General features: G+C 70.3%; 14 protein-coding genes. 4 read left to right on the plus strand and 10 right to left on the minus strand.

What is annotated here, in order from left to right; translation table 11 throughout:
- Positions 1-31: 31 nt before the first annotated feature.
- A complete protein-coding gene (locus tag EOW66_RS07885) occupies positions 32-532 on the minus strand; it encodes an FxsA family protein (protein WP_128155877.1) in 501 nt (166 codons plus the stop codon).
- A 94-nt stretch (positions 533-626) separates the two neighbouring features.
- Here EOW66_RS07885 and EOW66_RS07890 point away from each other — a divergent pair, with 94 nt between their 5' ends.
- The 3 genes from EOW66_RS07890 to EOW66_RS07900 are packed head-to-tail and all read left to right on the plus strand — an operon-like array spanning position 627 to position 2,761.
- On the plus strand, positions 627-1,286 hold the full coding sequence (locus EOW66_RS07890) for a Tim44/TimA family putative adaptor protein (RefSeq protein ID WP_128155878.1): 660 nt from the start codon (positions 627-629) through the stop codon (positions 1,284-1,286).
- A gap of 3 nt (positions 1,287-1,289) precedes the next feature.
- Positions 1,290-2,162, plus strand: coding sequence for a murein transglycosylase A (mltA, locus tag EOW66_RS07895; protein WP_128155879.1), 873 nt, complete (start codon positions 1,290-1,292; stop codon positions 2,160-2,162).
- Positions 2,159-2,761, plus strand: a complete 603-nt coding sequence (locus EOW66_RS07900; RefSeq protein WP_128155880.1) for a Smr/MutS family protein — start codon at positions 2,159-2,161, stop codon at positions 2,759-2,761. Before mltA ends, EOW66_RS07900 begins: the two co-directional genes overlap by 4 nt.
- On the opposite strand, the gene EOW66_RS07905 is transcribed toward EOW66_RS07900, so the two are convergent.
- From EOW66_RS07905 to hslV, 3 genes are read right to left on the minus strand one after another with little or no spacing between them, the layout of a single operon-like run.
- Positions 2,758-3,849: an alpha/beta hydrolase gene (locus tag EOW66_RS07905; RefSeq protein ID WP_164881067.1), complete on the minus strand. Its 1,092-nt coding sequence runs from the start codon at positions 3,847-3,849 to the stop codon at positions 2,758-2,760. The two genes, EOW66_RS07900 and EOW66_RS07905, sit on opposite strands and share 4 nt — an antisense overlap.
- A gap of 57 nt (positions 3,850-3,906) precedes the next feature.
- The gene (gene hslU / locus EOW66_RS07910) at positions 3,907-5,211 is read right to left on the minus strand and encodes an ATP-dependent protease ATPase subunit HslU (protein ID WP_128155882.1); all 1,305 of its coding nucleotides are present in this window, start codon (positions 5,209-5,211) and stop codon (positions 3,907-3,909) included.
- On the minus strand, positions 5,208-5,765 hold the full coding sequence (hslV, locus tag EOW66_RS07915) for an ATP-dependent protease subunit HslV (RefSeq protein ID WP_113898383.1): 558 nt from the start codon (positions 5,763-5,765) through the stop codon (positions 5,208-5,210). Before hslV ends, hslU begins: the two co-directional genes overlap by 4 nt.
- 91 nt (positions 5,766-5,856) lie before the next feature.
- Between hslV and EOW66_RS07920 the strand changes: the two genes are divergently transcribed.
- The gene (locus tag EOW66_RS07920) at positions 5,857-6,762 is read left to right on the plus strand and encodes a hypothetical protein (RefSeq protein ID WP_128155883.1); all 906 of its coding nucleotides are present in this window, start codon (positions 5,857-5,859) and stop codon (positions 6,760-6,762) included.
- A gap of 49 nt (positions 6,763-6,811) precedes the next feature.
- Here the strand turns inward: EOW66_RS07920 and trxA are convergent, their stop codons facing one another.
- Genes trxA through tsaE form a run of 6 tightly spaced genes read right to left on the minus strand, consistent with a single transcriptional unit; the run spans position 6,812 to position 15,646 of the window.
- A complete protein-coding gene (trxA, locus tag EOW66_RS07925; RefSeq protein WP_113898385.1) occupies positions 6,812-7,132 on the minus strand; it encodes a thioredoxin in 321 nt (106 codons plus the stop codon).
- A 54-nt stretch (positions 7,133-7,186) separates the two neighbouring features.
- On the minus strand, positions 7,187-10,573 hold the full coding sequence (addA, locus tag EOW66_RS07930; protein WP_128155884.1) for a double-strand break repair helicase AddA: 3,387 nt from the start codon (positions 10,571-10,573) through the stop codon (positions 7,187-7,189).
- Positions 10,570-13,500 (minus strand): double-strand break repair protein AddB, encoded by a 2,931-nt coding sequence (gene addB / locus EOW66_RS07935; protein ID WP_128155885.1) that lies wholly within the window; start codon positions 13,498-13,500, stop codon positions 10,570-10,572. Before addB ends, addA begins: the two co-directional genes overlap by 4 nt.
- Complete coding sequence (locus tag EOW66_RS07940) at positions 13,493-14,179, minus strand: nucleotidyltransferase family protein (protein ID WP_128155886.1); 687 nt, start codon at positions 14,177-14,179, stop codon at positions 13,493-13,495. The genes addB and EOW66_RS07940 overlap by 8 nt, the downstream gene beginning before the upstream one ends.
- Positions 14,176-15,156, minus strand: a complete 981-nt coding sequence (locus EOW66_RS07945) for an aminoglycoside phosphotransferase family protein (protein WP_128155887.1) — start codon at positions 15,154-15,156, stop codon at positions 14,176-14,178. The genes EOW66_RS07940 and EOW66_RS07945 overlap by 4 nt, the downstream gene beginning before the upstream one ends.
- Positions 15,149-15,646: a tRNA (adenosine(37)-N6)-threonylcarbamoyltransferase complex ATPase subunit type 1 TsaE gene (tsaE, locus tag EOW66_RS07950; protein WP_128155888.1), complete on the minus strand. Its 498-nt coding sequence runs from the start codon at positions 15,644-15,646 to the stop codon at positions 15,149-15,151. Before tsaE ends, EOW66_RS07945 begins: the two co-directional genes overlap by 8 nt.
- Between the last annotated feature and the right edge of the window lie 3 nt (positions 15,647-15,649).

Genomic DNA, 15,649 nt, shown 5'->3' on the forward strand with positions numbered 1-15,649 from the left:
GCGCCGGGTGTAGCATCCCGGCCCGCGCGTCTCAATGGCGCGTCCAGCCCGAAGGGCCGCGCGGCGGCAGGTTCGTGGGGTCGATCTCGTGGAAATCGCCGTCGATCACGCCGGGGCCGGGGGGGCGCCGGCCGAAATCCTCGGTCCCGAAGCCGCGGGTCGCGCCGCCCATCGAGAAGCTCGCCACCTGCACCCGCCTCGACAGCCAGCGCAGCACGGCGTCGCGCACCGGCGGGATCAGCAGCAAAAGCCCGCAGGCATCGGTGAAGAACCCGGGCGTCAGCAACAGCGCCCCGGCGAAGAGGATCATCGCGCCATGGGCAAGCGGTGCCGTCGGATCGCCGAGTTCCGCCATCGAGCGGCGCAGGTCCGCCATTGCCCGCGCCCCCTGGCTGCGCACCAGCGCCGTGCCCAGCATCGCGGTGAGCACCACGATCGCCAGCGTCGGCCACAGTCCGATCAGCCCGCCGACGCGGATGAACAGCGCAATCTCGATCACGGGCACGGCCAGGAAGGCCAGAAAGATCCACATATTCCACTCCTTGGGCGCCGGTGGACTTGATCGCGCCCGTAGCCTACATAAGTGGGGAGAGCGAATTTACAAACCTGCCGCGAAACGGAACCTCATGTCGAACGCCGTCATCCAGCTTATCGTCCTCGCCGGGATCGCGATTTTCCTGATCCTGCGGCTGAAGAACGTGCTTGGCACGCGCGACGGGTTCGAAAAGCCGATCGTGCCGCTCGAGGCGCCCGAGCCGGCCGAGCGCCGCGCCTTCGAGGTGATCGAGGGCGGCCCCGACCGCGACATCATCGACCATGTGCCCGAGGGTTCGGATGCCGCCGTGGCGCTGGCGCAGATGAAGCGGCTCGAACCCGATTTCAGCGTGGCCGAGTTCCTCAAGGGTGCGCGCGGTGCCTATGAGATGATCGTGATGGCGTTCGAGACCGGCGATCTGGACAAGGTGCGCCCCTTCCTGTCGCCCGACGTCTTCGATGCCTTCAACGGGGCGGTGCAGGACCGCGCCGCCCGCGGGCTTGAGGTGCAGGCGGAATTCGTCGGCCTGCGGGAGCTCGTGCTGAGCGAGGCGAGCTTCGATCCCGCCACGCAGGAGGCGGAAATCACCGTGCGCTTCGGCGGCGAGCTGATCTCGGCGGCGCGTGATGCCACGGGCACTGTGGTCGAGGGCGATCCGCGGGCGCCGCGCAAGCAGCGCGACGTCTGGACCTTTGCGCGCAAGATGGGCAGCGCCGACCCGAACTGGCAGCTTGTGGCGACGGGCGGCTGAACCATGCGCCCGCTCGACTGGGCAGAGATTCCCGGCTGGGACGAAGACGATCACGCCGCCGCACGGGCGGCGTTTTGCGTGACGGGCGATGCGCCCGCAGGCGATGCCCGGACCTGGTTCGAGGCGGCTTTCGAGCCGGTCGAGGTGACCGATCCGGGGGCTGCGCATTTCACCGGCTATTACGAACCCGAACTGCCCGCCGCGCGCGTGCGCTCGGCCCGCTTTCCGGCGCCGCTTTACGCGCTGCCCGCCGGGTTCGACTTTGCCCGCCCCTGGGCGAGCCGGGCCGAGATCGTCGCGGGCGAGCTGCTGGCGGGCTATGAGATCGCCTTCGTCGACAGCGCGATCGAGGCATTTCTCGCGCAGGTGCAGGGCTCGGTGCGGCTGCGGCTTGAGGAGGGCGGCACGCTGCGCCTCGGCTTTGCCGGCAAGAACGGCCATCCCTATCGCTCGATCGGGGCCGAGCTGGTGGCGCGCGGCGTGGCGCCGGTGGCCGAGATGACGCCCGACCGCATCCGCCGCTGGTGCGCGGAAAACCCGCGCGCGGTTCAGGATCTGCTGAACACCAACCCGTCCTTCGTGTTCTTCCGCCTGCTCGACCTGCCCGAGGGCAGCGGCCCGATCGGCGCCATGGGCGAGCCGGTGACGGCCGGACGCAGCCTGGCCGTCGATCCGGAGGTGATCCCGCTTGGCAGCCCGGTCTGGGTCGATTGCCCGGGTTTCGGCCGGCGGCTGATGGTGGCGCAGGACACCGGCTCGGCGATCCGCGGCGCGGGGCGCGGCGATCTGTTCCTCGGCTCGGGGGCCGAGGCCGGGCGACAGGCCGGCGCGCTCAACACCCGCGGGCGGATGATCTGGCTGCGGAGGCGGGGATGAAACGGCGCCGCAAGCTGAGTTCGGAAGAGCGCGAGCTGTGGGACAAGGTCGCGGCCTCGGCCCGGGCGATGCACTCGAAACAGCCAAAACAGGCAGAAACAGAGCCTGTTTTGCCGCCCGTTCCCGTCACGCCGCCACCGCCGAAGCCGCCGCGGGTCGAGGCGAAGGCCTTCCGTCTTGGCCAGAAGGCTGCGCCGCCGCTCCACAGCCATGACCTCGCCCCCAGCATCGGCGAGCATCTGGCGCGGCAGCCGGTGGTGATGGACCGCAAGGCGCACCGCGCCATGACCCGCGGCAAGCTCGAGCCCGAGGCGCGGATTGACCTGCACGGGATGACGCTGGCCGAGGCGCATCCGGAACTCATCCATTTCGTCCTCAGCGCCGCCGACCGCGGCTGCCGGCTGATCCTGGTCATCACCGGCAAGGGCAAGCGCGGCCTCGACGAGGGGCCGATCCCGCAGCGCATGGGGGTGCTGCGTCACCAGGTGCCGCACTGGCTGCGGCTGCCGCCCCTGGGCGCGGTGGTGATGCAGGTGAGCGAGGCGCATCTGAAGCACGGCGGCTCGGGCGCCTATTACATCTATCTGCGCCGCCGCTAGCCGCCGATCGCCTCGACCGGCGTCAGGATCACCTGCTTGGCGTCCTGCACCGTCATCACCACCCCGGCAAGGAAGGTGGAATTGGCCGATTGCGCACTCTCGAGGATCTTCGCGAGGCGGCTGGAGCTGCGCAGAAGCTGGATCAGTGCCGGCGAATTGCCGATGTTGAAATGCCCCTCGCGGGTGTTGAAGGCGCCGGTTTCCACCACCGTCACCTTCAGGTCGGCCAGCCGGTCGACGCCTGTCATGTTGCCAAGCCGGGCGCGCTCGCCGCTCAGCCGCGAGGACAGCAGCAGCGCCTTGTCCTTTTGCGAGGTGAAGATGATGAAGGGCTGCGGCAGCCGGCCGATGCGCTTCGCTTGCGCGCGGAACACGTCGACGTCGATGTCGGGCGAGATCAGCACCACGCCCGAGATCCGCGCCATCGTCTCGGCATCGCGGGAAATCGCCACCTGCCGCAGGGTTTCCATGCTGAGTGCGGCCCCCATCGAATGGGCGACGATCACGATGTGACGGGCGCCGGCAAGGCGCAGATCGCGCAAGAGCGTCTCGAACCCGTCGCGGGCGAACAGCGCCGAGTCGCGGTCATAGGCATAGCCCATCACCTGCCCGCGCGAGGGCCAGGAGTAGTGCACCAGCACCCCGGGCAGGTCGAAATCCGCGCCGAGCTGGGCAAAGCGGTAAAGCCCTTCGGCGAAGTTCGTGTTGTAGCCATGCACGAAGACGATCGCCTCGTTGCCGTTTTGCGCGAGAGCGCGGTGCAGGTCGGTGCGGAAGGTGGCGGCGGTCGGATAGATCTTTGATCCGGCAACAAGGAAATCGCGCTTCGGGTCCGGTTTGCGCCCGGCTTGGGACACTTGCAGCTCACCTACGCGGCGCTCGGGAGGCACCGCCACGTCGAAGCGTGCAAGCGCCAGCGTCGGGCTGCGGGCAAAACCGAAATCCTGCCCGCTTTGCAGATCCTGGCCCCGGGTCGAGCCGACGAAGATCGGCCGCGCCGGCGCGGTGGGATCGGGTGCATAGGCGATTTCGGCGCGCGGCGCGCAGCCGGCAAGGGCGATGAGCAGGGCGAGGACAATCTTGCGCACGGGGCCTCCTTGGCTGCGCGCAAGATAGCAGATGCCGCCCGCTTCGCCAGCCGGACGTCAGAGCACGTAGCGGCTGAGATCGGTCGAGCGGGAGAGGTCGCCCAGATGCTTCTCGACGAAGGCCGCGTCCACCACGACGCTTTCGCCGCCGCGGTCGGGGGCAGAGAAGGACAGCTCCTCGAATACCCGCTCCATCACCGTGTAGAGCCGCCGCGCGCCGATGTTCTCGATCGTGCGGTTGACCTCGGCGGCGATCCGGGCGAGCGCCGCGATGCCCTCGGGGGTGAAGCTGACGGTGACCTCCTCGGTCGCCATCAGCGCGGTGTATTGCCGCGTCAGGGCGTTGTCGGTCTCGGTCAGGATGCGGGTGAAATCGTCTTCGGTCAGCGCCCGCAGCTCGACCCGGATCGGCAGCCGGCCCTGCAGTTCGGGCAGCAGGTCCGAGGGCTTGGCGATGTGGAAGGCGCCCGAGGCGATGAACAGGATATGGTCGGTCTTCACCGGGCCGTATTTCGTCGAGACGGTGGTGCCCTCGATCAGCGGCAGCAGGTCGCGCTGCACGCCCTCGCGCGAGACATCGGCGCCGCGGGTCTCGGCGCGGGCGGCGACCTTGTCGATCTCGTCGATGAAGACGATGCCCGACTGCTGCACGGCTTCCAGCGCCGCAGCCTTCACCGCCTCGTCGTCCAGAAGCTTGTCGGCCTCTTCCTGGATCAGCACCTCATAGCTTTCCGCGACGGTCATCTTGCGCCGGCTGCGGCGGGCGCCGCCGAAGGCCTTGAACAGGTCCTGCAGACCCTGCATCTGCGTTTCCATGCCCGCACCGCCCATGCCCATCATCGGCATCGCGGGGGCGGCGTCGGCGACCTCGAGCTCGATCACCTTGTCGTCGAGCTCGCCCTTCTTCAGCTTCTGGCGGAACAGGTCGCGCGTGCCTTCGCGCGCGTCAGAACCGGCGAGCGCCTCGATCACCCGCTCCTCGGCGGCCTTGTGGGCGCGCGCCTTGACCTCTTCGCGCATCCGCTCGCGGGTCTCGGTCACGGCGACGTCGGTCAGGTCGCGGATGATCTGTTCGACATCGCGGCCGACATAGCCGACCTCGGTGAATTTCGTCGCCTCGACCTTGAGGAAGGGCGCCTTCGCAAGCTTGGCGAGGCGGCGCGAGATTTCCGTCTTGCCGACGCCGGTCGGCCCGATCATCAGGATGTTCTTCGGATAGACCTCTTCGCGCAGTTCCGCGGCAAGGTGGCTGCGGCGCCAGCGGTTGCGCAGGGCGACGGCGACGGCGCGCTTGGCGTCGCCCTGGCCGATGATGAAACGATCAAGTTCCGAGACGATCTCGCGCGGGGTCAGGTCGGTCATTTCGCGATGCTCTCCACCGTCAGGTTGCCGTTCGTGTAGACGCAGATCTCGGCGGCGATCGCCATCGCGCGCCGCGCGATCGTTTCGGCGTCGAGATCGCTGTCGATCAGTGCCCGCGCCGCGGCGAGCGCGTAATTGCCGCCCGAGCCGATCGCGGCGATGTCATGCTCGGGTTCCAGCACGTCGCCCGCGCCGGTGATGACGTAAAGATCGGCACCATCGGTGACGATCAGCATCGCCTCGAGGTTGCGCAGGTACTTGTCCATGCGCCAGTCCTTCGCCAGCTCGACGCAGGCGCGGGCCAGCTGGCCGGGCGCGGCCTCGAGCTTCTTCTCCAGCCGCTCGAGCAGGGTGAAGGCATCGGCGGTGGAGCCGGCAAAGCCCGCCACCACGTCGCGCCCGCCGGGCGAGAGACGACGCACCTTGCGCGCCGTGCCCTTGATCACCGTCTGGCCAAGGCTGACCTGCCCGTCACCCGCCACCACCACGCGTCCGCCCTTGCGCACGCCGATGATCGTCGTGCCGTGCCAGCCGGGGAATTTGTCTTCCGCCATGTCACCCTCCGTTTGCGCTGCCAGATATGAGGGCGCGGGCGCCGCGCTGCAACCCTTGCCCGCAGCGCGGCGCCCGCGTAGCCTGCGGCCGATGTGTGCGAGTGAAACCCTGACCCTCTATCTTGACGCCCCCGCGCTGCAGCGGGTCGAGGCCGGCACGCACAACTTCTTCGGCAAGGTGATTGCGGCGGTGACGGGCGCCGGCTGGCAGGTGGCGCTTGCGGAAAGCACGCTTGCCAATCGCCTCGCTGCGCCGGCGCGGCCGGGCTATGCGCTTTACCACATGGAAGAGCCGACGCATGAGCGCGCGCTGACCTGCCGGCGCAGCTATGTCGGCGCCTTCTGGCAGATCGAGGCGATGGCGGAGCGCTGGCACTGGCCGGTGGCGCGCGCCGCCTTCGCCCCTGAAACGGTCGATGCCCGACAGGCGGAGACATTCTTCCGGAACTGGAAAAACAGGCTCTGGCCCGGCGGAATTGACACTGCCGACCGCGGCCATGTCTTCGTGCCGCTGCAGGGGCGGCTGCTTGACCACCGCCGTTTCCAGGCGATGAGCCCGCTTGCGATGCTCGAGACGCTGCTGGCGCGGACTGACCGGCCGGTCATCGCCACATTGCACCCGAACGAGATCTATCCCGACGACGAGATCGCGGCGCTTGCGGCGCTCGCCGCACGGCAGCCGCGGCTCACCGTGCAAAAGGGCGGTTCGGCCGAGGTGCTGGCGGGGGCCGCGATGGTCGCCTGCGAGAACAGCACGATGGCCTTCGAAGGCTATTTCCTCGAAAAACCCGCACTGCTTTTCGCGCAGATCGACTTTCATCACATCGCGGCGAGCGTGCCGCGCGACGGGATCGAGGCGGCCTTCGCGCCCCGGGCGGCGCCCGACTATCGCCGCTATCTCTACTGGTTCCTGCAGCAGCGCGCGATCAATGCCGGGCGGGACGACAGCGGCGAACGTATCCTGGCCGCGCTGCGCCGCAACGGCTGGCCGATCTGAAAAAGGGCGCCCGAAGGCGCCCTTTTTCGTCAATCCGGTCCGGCGGCGATCAGAGCGCCGACTCGATCCACGACTTCAGCGCGGCCTTCGGCGCGGCGCCGACCTTGTTCGAGACGACCTGACCGTCCTTGAACAGGAACAGCGCCGGGATGCCGCGCACGCCCAGAACGGCCGGGCTGTCGGGGTTCTCGTCGACGTTGACCTTGGCGATCTTCACCTTGCCTTCGAACTCGGCCGCGATCTCTTCGAGCGACGGGCCGATCATGCGGCACGGGCCGCACCATTCAGCCCAGAAGTCGACGACGACGGGGATGTCGGATTTGCGCACTTCCTGATCGAAGGTGGCGTCGGTGACGGCAACAATGGTCATGGGGTTCTCCTGAGGGTCTGGTTGCCGGGAAGGTAGGCCCCGCCCCCGGGGGCGTCAAGACGCGGGGGCTGTGCGCAATGCCGCATCCATCTGTGCGTCGTCGAGCCGTGTCAGCGTGCCGCTGCGGGTCCAGACCAGCAGGCATTCGATGCGCCGCCCCGGATAGATCTGCCGCAGCGCCGCGCGATAGGCGGCGAGCTGGCGCACCAGGCCAAGCGGCACCTCGGCTGCGCTTTCGGGCAGCACCGCGTTCGATTTGTAGTCGAGCACGCTGACCAGATCGGGCGTCACCCGCAGCCGGTCGATGGTGCCGTGAATGCGCTGGTTGTCGAGTTCGGGCAGCGTGGCGGTGATCTCCACCTCGGCGAGCGTGTCGGGGCCGAGAAAGCCGATCTCGCCGAGCCGGTCGAGCACCGGGGTGACGAGGCTCAGAAGCGCGCCGGCCTCGGTCGCGTCGGTGCGGTCGGGTCCGGTGGCCAGCAGGTCGCGCGCGATCTCGGGCCAGTCCTCGCGCGGCCGTTCGGGCAGGTGTTCAAGGAGCAGGTGCAGCTGCCGGCCGCGGCGCTTGCTTTCCTCCTCGGTGGCGAAGTCGGTCTCGCCCGGCAGCGCCTTCGCCCCGCCAAGGTCCGAGGGCGAAAGCACCGCCGCCGGCCGCTCGCTGCGCGGGGCGCGGTTGCGGATCCAGTCCGGCAGGACGATGGCATCGGAGCGAGTCGCGGCGGTGGGCGCGGCGGGCAGGGGCCAGTCGCCCTGCGCAAGGCGCGCGACCGGGCCAAGCGCCTGCGCCGGCCCGGATTGCGCCAAAACAGGCTCTGTTCCGGCCCGTTCGAGCCCCGCCTGCACCAGCGTGTACCAGCTGTCCTCGGCCGTGCCGACATCGCCCGCCGCCGCCACGATCAGCCATTTCTCGGCCCGCGTCAGCGCCACGTAAAGAAGCCGCATCCGCTCTTCGCGCGATCGCGCGATGGCCGCCTCGTGCAGGGTGCGCAGCACCGGCGGCATCTCGGCGGTGGGGCCCTTCCAATAGGCGGTGCCCTCGGGCGTGGTGTAGACATCGGACCCGTTCGGCGGGCGCGGTTTTGCGGTGTCGGGCAGGATCACGATCGGCGCCTCGAGCCCCTTGGCGCCGTGCACGGTCATCACCCGGACGGTGCGCCCCTCGTTCTCGAGCTGGCGCTTGACCTCGATCTCCTCGGCACCAAGCCAGCCGAGAAAGCCGGTCAGGCTGGGGATTTCCGTGCTCTCATAGGCCAGCGCCTGCGAGATCAGCTCGTCGATGCCGTCCTCCGCCTCGACGCCAAGCCGCGCGATCAGCCGTTCGCGCGCGCCGTGACGGTTCAGCAGCCGCTCGATCACATCATAGGGGCGCAGGAAATCCGCCTGATCGAGCAGGTCCTGCAGGATGTCGAGCGTTTCGGGGTGCGTGCCGTCGCGCCGCAGCGCCTGCCACAGATAGCCCTTGCGGGGCTGGGCGAGGGCATAAAGCGCGCGCTCGCTCCAGCCGAAGATCGGCGAGCGCAGCGCCTCGGCGAGCGACAGGTCATCCTCGGGCGTGGCCAGAAAGGCCAGAACCGAGCCGATATCCTTCACCGCGAGCTCGGCGCCCAGCTTGAGCCGGTCGGCGCCGGCGACGGCAAGTCCCGCCGCCTTGCAGGCGCGGATGATCTCGGCAAAGAGCGGGCCGCGGCGCTGCACCAGCACCAGGAAGTCGCCCTCGTGCACCGGCCGCGCGCCCTCGCCCTCGGGGATCTGCGTGCCGCTTGCGATCATCGCGGCGATCTCGGCGGCGATGGTGCGGGCAAGGACGACCTGCGCATCTTCGGCACCGGGCAGATCGACCGGGGCCTCCCAATCGTCCTCGCTCTCGTCCTTCGACTGTTCGATCACCGGCCAGAGGTCGACGCGGCCGGGCAGGCCGGTCTTGAAGGCGATATGCTCGGGCACACCCCCCAGCCCGCCGGCCGCCTCGCCCGCGAAGGTCAGGTCGACGAGGCGCAGGATCGCCGGCGAGGAGCGGAAGGAGTGCTGCAGCTCGCTCACCTGCAAGGGCCGCTCGATTGCCGCGAATTTCGCCGAAAAGTGGCTCTGCATTGCCTCGAAACGGTGCAGGTCGGCGCCCTGGAAGGAATAGATCGACTGCTTGCGGTCGCCGACCACAAAGATCGTGCGGGTTTCCTGCCGGGCGCCCTCGCCGGCGGTGAATTCGTCGGCCAGCCGCTCGATCACCGCCCATTGCCCGGGACTGGTGTCCTGTGCCTCGTCGACGAGGATGTGGTCGATGCCGCCATCGAGACGGAACAGCACCCATTGCGCCACCGAGCCGCGCGACAGAAGCTGCGCCGCACGGTCGATCAGATCGTCGAAGTCGAGCCAGCCGGCGCGCGTCTTGCGCGCCTGATAGCGCGGCAGGAACACCCGGGCAAAGCGGTGCAGCGCCAGGCTGCGGCCGACATTGGCCAGCGCGAACTCGGCGCCGCGCGCCTCGGCGACGCGCTCCATCAGGGCGCGGAAGGCGTCGGTCAGATCCTCGCCCAGCTCCTTGACCGCGCCCTTGGTCAGCAGGCTGGCGGTCTTCGCCTCGGCGATGCGGATGCCGTCCTTGCTGTAGAGGAACTGGGCGCACAGGGGGGCGAGTGCCGCGGGCCCCGGGGCGCGCCAGTCGATCGCGGCGAGCACCTCGGCCAGCTTCTTCATCGTCGCGCTTTGCCCGCGCAGCACCGGCAGCACCGCCGCCATCAGCGCCGCCTCGCTGCCGTCGAAGGCAATCTCGGGCAGATCCCCGGGGCCGAAATCCGCAGGCAGGCCCAGCCCCTCGCGCAGCACCGCGGCGTCGGGATCGCGGCGGAAAGCGACCCTGTTCCTGCGAATTTCGTCGATGATCTCGCCCAGATCCTCGCCGGCGTGGAAGGCGAGGAGGTCGTCGAGAACCGCCCGATCTGGCCCCGCCGCGATCTCCTCGAGCACATCGGCGCGCAGCTCGGCCGCGCTGCGATCGTCAAGCTCGGTGAAGCCGTGCGGCACCCCGGCCTCGAGCGGGAAGCGGCGCAGAAGCGCACCGCAGAACGAATGGATCGTCTGGATCTTCAGCCCGCCCGGGGTCTCGATCGCCTGCGCGAAGAGACGCCGCGCCTGCGCCAGCCGCTCGTCGGTGATCGGCCCCGCCTCGCCCAGCCGGTCAAGCTCGCCGCGCAACGCGCCGTCTTCCAGCATCGCCCAGGCCCCGAGCCGCTTCAGCAGCCGGTTCTGCATCTCGCTCGCCGCGGCCTTGGTATAGGTCAGGCACAGCACCTTCTGCGGCTCGGTCCCGCCCAGAAGCAGCCGTGCCACGCGGTCGGTCAGCACCTTGGTCTTGCCCGAGCCCGCGTTCGCGGACAGCCAGGTCGAGGCGGTGGGATCGGCGGCGCGGATCTGCCGCTCGGTCGCCAGATTGGGTCTGTTCATGCCAGATCCTCCGGTTCGGCCCGGTCGCTCAGCTGCCATTCGCCAAAGCGCGAGAGCTGGTCATAGTCGCTGACATCGCGGGTCGAGCGCAGCGCGCGGCGCGCGGTATAGCCGGTCTTCGGATCGAGGTAGCGCGCGATCAGCCGGGTGAATTTCTCCCAGCTCTCGGCGACCTCCTCGCGCGGGATGGCCAGATCGCGGGTCTCGCCCTCGCCGCCCAGCCGGATATAGGTCATCGCCGCCACCTCGCGCGGGCCAAGCGCGGCGAAGGCGCCGCGCTCGATCATCGCGGCCTCGAGCAGCAATTGCTTGTCGTAATAGCGCACTTCCTTGTCGGTGGGTGGCAGGCCGGACTTGTAGTCGAACAGATGCGCGCGCCCGTCGGTGCAGATGTCGATGCGGTCGGGTTTTGCGCTCAACGTGAAGCCGAGCGCGGGCAGGGCCTGGGTGCCGCGGGTCTCGATCACCGCGGGCGTGCCCTCGGCCTGACGGCGGGCCTCGTCCTCGACCAGGCGCCGCGCGATGCGGCGGATCCGGGCGAGCCAGAGCCTTTGTGCGCTTGGCCAGGGGATCTCGGCGGCAAGCACCTCTTCGGCGATGGCCAGCAGCCGCGCCTCGGCTGCGTCAAGGCTTTCGGCCTCGGGCCGGGTCTTCAGGAAGCGTTCGACGATCAGGTGCAGCACCTGGCCGCGCAGCCGCGGGTCGGGTTCGGGGCGCAGCGGATCGAGCGGGCGCAGCCGCAGGATGCGCCCGGCATAGACGGCATAGGGATCGCGGATCAGGGTCTTGATCGCGGTCACCGGCAGCTCGCGCGGGCGGACCTCGGCGGGCGGGCGGGGCGCGGGGCGGGGCGCGGGTGGCAGGCTCAGCCGCGGCGCTTCGGCCGCCTCGGCCAGCCGCAGCCAGGCGCTGCCGCGCGTGCGCATCGCCGCCAGCGCCTCGGGGCCATGGCCGTCGGTCAGCCCGCCCAGCAGGTTCGTCAGCCGGTTCAGCCAGCGCGAGGGCACGGTTTCCGCATCGGCATCGCGGCGCGAGCGCGACAGCACCACCTGCCGCGCGCCGATCGCCTGCTGGAAGTCATGCGCCGAGAGGCCGATCTGCCGCTCGGGCAGCGGCAGGCCGGCGTCGAGCCGCATCTTGCGGCTGAGCCAGGGGTCGGGGGCCGGTGCCTCGGGCCAGCTGCCCTCGTTCAACCCGCCCAGAAGCACAAGGCCCGCGCCCTGCACACGGGCCTCGAGCGCGCCGAGGAAGGTGATGCCCGGATGCACGGTGAGCGGGTTGCGCACCTGCCCCGCGCGCAAGAGCGTGTCGACCAGATCGGCATAATCGGCGGGGCCATAGCTGCCGCCATGCTCGGCCTCGGCGGTAAGCTCGGTGAAGACCCGCAGGCATTCCTGCCCGGCGTCAAGCTGCCAGAAACCGCTGGCCTGGGGCGAGCCGTCGGGGCCGGCGGCAAGCGCGGCGACCAGCGCGAGATGCGTCTCGATGCAGGCCGAAAGCGGCTGAACCGGGGCATCCTCGAAGCGCGGCAGAAGGGCGGCGAGCCAGTCCGCCCAGGCCTGTTTCGCGGCATCTCCCCCGGCCCAGCGGGTCAGCGCGGCGGCATCGGGGAAGGCCGGGCCATGGCGGCGCAACCAGAGTTCAAGCTCGCGGGTGAAGCGCAGGTGATGGCCGCGCATGGTGGCGCCCGCGCCGGTCAGCGGATGCTTGAGCAGCACCAGCAGCGGCTCGATCATCAGCGTCCGGCCGCGTAACCGCGCGACATGGCGCAGCAGACGGCCGGGGGCCGAGAGGTGCAGCGGCGCGCCGGCGCTGTCATCGGGCAGGATGCCCCAGCGGTCGAGCGTGGCAGCGACACGCCGGGTCAGCATCCGGTTCGGGGTGATCAGCGTGGCGGGTTCGCCCCGCTCGGCGGCCTCGCGCAGGATCAGCGCAAGCGCAAGCGCCTCGTGCCGCGGATCGGGTGCCTCGATCAGCGAGAGCCCCTCGCAGGCCGGGCGCAGGTCACCGAGCTGCGCGCCCTCGTTCAGCCATTGGTCGGTGACCGGCGCGGGCCGCAGCGCCAGCGAGACAAGCGCATTGCGATGGCCGGTGTCGGGCTCGGCATCGGTCCAGCGCTGCACCTCGGCCGGGCTGCGGTGAAGCCGGTCTAGCAGCGCGCGGAAGCGGTATTGCGGGTGATCCTCGATCGGCATCTTGCCGGAACAGAGGCTGTCCCAGGCGGGCGCGGGCATCTCGAAGTCGAAGCCCGGCAGCACGATCAGCCCGTTCGGCAGCGCCGCCACCGCCTCGATGAAGAGCGCGGTCGCCCCGTGCGAGCCGGTCGAGCCGGCGACGACGATCCGCTCGTCCGTGGGGGCGTCGCGCCAGCGCGTGGCCAGCGCCTCGACGATGCGGCGCTGGCGGGCCTCGATGTCGGGGGCGCTGTCCGCCTCGAAGAAGCGGGCGACGATGCGGATGAACTCGAGGCTGAACTGCCAGTGCTCGGCGTGGCTGTCGCGGATGTCGAGCGCCTCGAGCGCCTCGGGCGGCACGCCTTCGCCCTGCATCTCGGACATCAGCGTGGCGAGGCTGTCGGTCAGGCTGAAAAGACCCGCGCCGGCCTCGAAGGCGGGCAGGCGCGAGACCAAGCCTGCCACCAGTTGCGCCAGTTCCAGCCGTCGGCGCAGCGGCGAGACGTTGGCCGGGATGCCGGCGACGGGCTCGCGCCGCAGGTCTGAGATCAGCGCCAGGCGGGGCAGGAAGCGGGCGCCGGCGCGGTCAAATTCCTCACGCACGCGGCGCATCATCCGGCCCGAGTTCAGATACAGCCGCAGCCGCGCCATCGCCTCGGGCGGTTCGGCCTGCATCCGTGCGATCAGGCCGGTGACAAGCTCGCGCGCGAAGTCGACGCCCGGCGGCAGGGCGAAGAGCGGCGCCTCAGCCATCGGCGGCACCCAGCATCGCCTCGGCGAGCGGGATGCTTTCCGGCCGGCCGACATCGCACCAGCCGCCCGGATGCACCACGCCGAAGGCGCGGCCCTCGTCCAGAAACCGGTCCCAGAGCCGGTTGAGCGAGAAGACCTCGTCGGAAATCGTTTCTATTCCGGCCGGATTCAGGATCTGCGCACCGGTGTAGACATAGCCGGGCCCGCGCCGGATCCGGCCGTCGGGGGAAAGCGAGAAGTCGCCCGTGCCGCTGTGGCCGGTGGCGCGTTCGACCGGCACGAGGGCGAGAAGCGCCCCCATCCGGGCGGGGGCCCAGCCGGCGCGCAGCGTGGCAAGCGGGTTCGGCCCGGTCCAGATCGCGTCGGTGTTCAGGGTGAAGACGGGGCCGGGGCCAAGCAGCGGCAGCGCCTTGCGCAGCCCGCCGCCGGTTTCGAGGATGCGCTCGCTCTCGTCCGAGATCTGCACCGCGCTGCCAGCCAGATGCGCCGCGATCTGTTCGCCAAGGTAATGCGTGTTCGCGACGATCCGCGCGATGCCCGCGGCGCGCGCGATGTCGAGCGCGTGGTCGAGCAGCGGCCGGCCGGCCACCTCGACCAGCGGCTTCGGCCGGCTGCGGGTCAGCTCTCCCATCCGGGTGCCGAAGCCCGCGGCGAAGAGCATCAGGGCGTCGGGGCTCATGCGGCCTCCTGCTTCAGCCGGGCAATCAGCGCGGCATCGGGGGCGGGGAAGGCGGCGGTGACCGTCGCGGCCAGATCGGCGAGCGCCGGATGGGCGAGGTTGTGCATCAGGTTCGCCCAGTTGCGCGGCATCAGATCGAGGTAATGCGGCTTGCCGTAAAGCTTTGCGAGGCGCGCGAAGACGCCCTGGATGCGCAGCGCCCGCTGTGCGCCGAGAAGGGCGCAGGCCCGGTCGAAATCGGCCGGATCGAGCCCGCGGGCCGCGGCATAGCGCGCCCTTTCGCGCGCCGCGACCGCGGGCGAGACGGCGCGGCGCACGTCCTGCAGCGCCGAGACGAGGTCATAGGCCGGGTGCGCGGCGACGGCATCCTGAAAGTCGAGCAGGCCAAGCCGTGCCGTGCCGGTCCGCTCGGGCAGCCAGAGCGCATTCTCGGCGTGAAAGTCGCGCAGGCAAAGCACCGGGGCCACCGGCGCAAGCCCCGCGTAAAGCGCCGCGATCGCGCCGGGCACCGCCTCGGCCGCGGTCTGCGACAGGGGCGGATACTGCGCGACGGTCAGCTCGACCAGCTCGGCCAGCGCCGGCCCGTCGAGCGGCGCGACGAATTCCGGCGCGGGCAGGCGGTGCAGGTCGAGCAGGAAGTCGGTGACGAAGGCATAGATCTCGCCCTCGCGCGCCGGATCGTCGTGCAGCAGCCGCGACAGCAGGTCGTCGCCCAGATCCTCGAGCAGCATCAGCCCTGCCGCCGCGTCCTCGGCAAAGATTTCGGGGGCGGAAAAGCCGGCCGCGCGCAGCCAGCGGCCGATGCGGGAAAAGCGGGTGATCTCGTCCGCCGCGGGCGAGATCATCAGCACGGCGCGGCCGCCCGAAGGGCGGGCAAGGCGTTCGTAGCGGCGGGCCGAGGCGTCGCCGGCGAGCGGGCGGCGGGTGGCGTCGGCCCAGCCGGCCGCGGCGAGGAAGGCGTCGATTTTCTCAGGCATCGGGCCAGCTTTCCAAGGGCTGCAGGCGGGCGCGCCAGGCGGCATCGCCCGAGATCTCGACCGCGCGCGCCGCGCCGCCTGCGCGCAGCGAAAAGTGCAGGGTGAGCGCACCCGCGGGGGTCAGATCGCCGAGCCGGTCGGGCCATTCGACAAGGCAGATCGCGGTTTCGAACGCCTCTTCAAGGCCGAGCTCGATCGCCTCGTCGGGGTGGGTCAGCCGGTAAAGATCGGCGTGCCAGATCTCGGGCGCGGCGTCATAGCTTTGCACCAGGGTGAAGGTCGGCGAGGGGATGTCCTCGTGCCGGCCAAGGGCCGCGAGCCGGGCCGAGATCAGGGCGCGGGCGAAATGCGTCTTGCCGGCGCCGATCTGCCCCTCGAGCAGCAGCACGTCGCCCGCGCGCAGCAGCGGGGCCAGGGTTTCGCCCAGCCGGGCGGTGGCCTCGGCATCGGGCAGCGCAAGCGTGAAGAGGGGGGGCGTCTCGGTCGGCATGGG

The organism is Paenirhodobacter huangdaonensis, from assembly GCF_004022465.1.
GTDB classification, from domain to species: domain Bacteria; phylum Pseudomonadota; class Alphaproteobacteria; order Rhodobacterales; family Rhodobacteraceae; genus Rhodobacter; species Rhodobacter huangdaonensis.

Coding starts and splice junctions, on each gene's coding strand:
- EOW66_RS07940 (WP_128155886.1), bottom strand. CDS start 14,179: ATGAGCCCCGACGCCCTGATGCTCTTCGCCGCGGGCTTCGGCACCCGG.
- hslV (WP_113898383.1), bottom strand. CDS start 5,765: ATGGCGGAAGACAAATTCCCCGGCTGGCACGGCACGACGATCATCGGC.
- hslU (WP_128155882.1), bottom strand. CDS start 5,211: ATGACCGACCTGACCCCGCGCGAGATCGTCTCGGAACTTGATCGTTTC.
- EOW66_RS07945 (WP_128155887.1), bottom strand. CDS start 15,156: ATGCCTGAGAAAATCGACGCCTTCCTCGCCGCGGCCGGCTGGGCCGAC.
- addB (WP_128155885.1), bottom strand. CDS start 13,500: ATGGCTGAGGCGCCGCTCTTCGCCCTGCCGCCGGGCGTCGACTTCGCG.
- EOW66_RS07885 (WP_128155877.1), bottom strand. CDS start 532: ATGTGGATCTTTCTGGCCTTCCTGGCCGTGCCCGTGATCGAGATTGCG.
- tsaE (WP_128155888.1), bottom strand. CDS start 15,646: ATGCCGACCGAGACGCCCCCCCTCTTCACGCTTGCGCTGCCCGATGCC.
- addA (WP_128155884.1), bottom strand. CDS start 10,573: ATGAACAGACCCAATCTGGCGACCGAGCGGCAGATCCGCGCCGCCGAT.
- EOW66_RS07920 (WP_128155883.1), top strand. CDS start 5,857: ATGTGTGCGAGTGAAACCCTGACCCTCTATCTTGACGCCCCCGCGCTG.
- EOW66_RS07900 (WP_128155880.1), top strand. CDS start 2,159: ATGAAACGGCGCCGCAAGCTGAGTTCGGAAGAGCGCGAGCTGTGGGAC.
- trxA (WP_113898385.1), bottom strand. CDS start 7,132: ATGACCATTGTTGCCGTCACCGACGCCACCTTCGATCAGGAAGTGCGC.
- mltA (WP_128155879.1), top strand. CDS start 1,290: ATGCGCCCGCTCGACTGGGCAGAGATTCCCGGCTGGGACGAAGACGAT.
- EOW66_RS07890 (WP_128155878.1), top strand. CDS start 627: ATGTCGAACGCCGTCATCCAGCTTATCGTCCTCGCCGGGATCGCGATT.